The sequence below is a fragment of the Arthrobacter sp. 10T413_2 genome, from assembly GCF_056394205.1.
The window spans coordinates 1-1,452 of the sequence record NZ_JBFTHK010000342.1; the positions used below are offsets into that span (position 1 = coordinate 1).

The window sequence follows — 1,452 nt, forward strand, 5'->3', positions numbered from 1 at the left end:
TTCCGCAGCTCCTCAGCGAGATCGACGGCGTCGAACGGCTGGACAACGTGATCGTGATCGGCGCCTCCAACCGCGAAGACATGATCGATCCGGCAATTCTGCGCCCGGGCCGCCTGGACGTCAAGGTCAAGATCCAGCGTCCCGACGCCGAGGCMGCCGCCGACATCTTCAACAAGTACATCACCACGGACCTGCCCTTCCACGAGTCCGACCTCGCCGAGCACAACGGCGACGTCCAGGCCACCGTGGACGCCATGGTCCAGCGGACCGTCGAGGCGATGTACTCCACCGAGAAGTCCAACGAATACCTCGAGGTGACCTACGCCAACGGCGACACCGAAATGCTCTACTTCAAGGACTTCAATTCCGGCGCCGTGGTGCAGAACGTCGTGGACCGGGCCAAGAAGTACGCCATCAAGGACCTGCTGACCATCGGGCAGAAGGGCCTGCGCATCGATCACCTGCTCCGGGCGGTCGTGGATGAATTCCGTGAGCACGAGGACATGCCCAACACCACCAACCCGGATGACTGGGCACGGATCTCCGGCAAGAAGGGTGAGCGCATCACGTACATCCGCACCATCGTCCAGKGCAAGGCCGGCCAGGAGCCCGGGAAGTCCATCGAGACGATGCCCAGCACAGGGCAGTACCTGTGACGGCTGGTGTCCCGGGACGGCCGGCCGACACGGCCGGCGGCCTGCCCGTCGGCGGTGCGATGCGGGTGATGGGCTCGGAAACCGAGTACGGCATCCACGCGCCGTCGGCCCCCGGCGCCAACGCCACCATGATGTCTGCCCGCGTTATCCAGGCGTACGCCCAGGTAACGCGGCAGCGGGCGGCCGGCGGGGCCGAAACCCGGTGGGACTACACCGACGAAGAGCCGTTGCACGACGCCCGCGGCTGGACCTTGGAGCGCAGCAGCGCGGACCCCGAACAGCTCACCGACCAGCCTCCGGTCCTKGACGCCGAGGCCATAGCCCTCGCCTACGGGMGGCAGGAGCTTGAGGCCGACGGCGAGGACGAGGCCGGCACGCTGCTGATGAACATGGTGCTGGGCAATGGGGCACGGCTGTACGTCGATCACGCCCATCCGGAGTACTCCAGCCCCGAGGTCACCAACCCGCGCGCCGCCGTCACATGGGACGCCGCCGGAGACCTCGTGGCGCTGGCCGCCGTCCGCCGCCTCGCCGCCGACCCCGAGCTGCCGCCGGTCAACCTCTACAAGAACAACACGGACAACAAGTCCGTCTCCTACGGCTCGCACGAGAACTACCTCATGCCCCGCTCCGTGCCGTTCGGCGAGATCGTTCGCGGGCTCACGCCGTTCTTCGTCACCCGGCAGATCATCTGCGGCGCCGGACGGGTAGGCCTCGGGCAGGACAGCTCCCGGCCGGGCTACCAGATCAGCCAGCGGGCCGACTTCTTCGAAACCGAAGTGGGCCTGGAAACCAC

General features: G+C 67.1%; 2 protein-coding genes. Both read left to right on the plus strand.

The genetic code is table 11. The features are described from left to right. A partial coding sequence (locus AC1DBQ_RS23300; RefSeq protein WP_476930748.1) for an AAA family ATPase occupies positions 1-656 on the plus strand: 656 nt, incomplete at its 5' end. Then, a partial coding sequence (locus tag AC1DBQ_RS23305; protein ID WP_476930749.1) for a proteasome accessory factor PafA2 family protein occupies positions 653-1,452 on the plus strand: 800 nt, incomplete at its 3' end. The genes AC1DBQ_RS23300 and AC1DBQ_RS23305, both read left to right, overlap by 4 nt.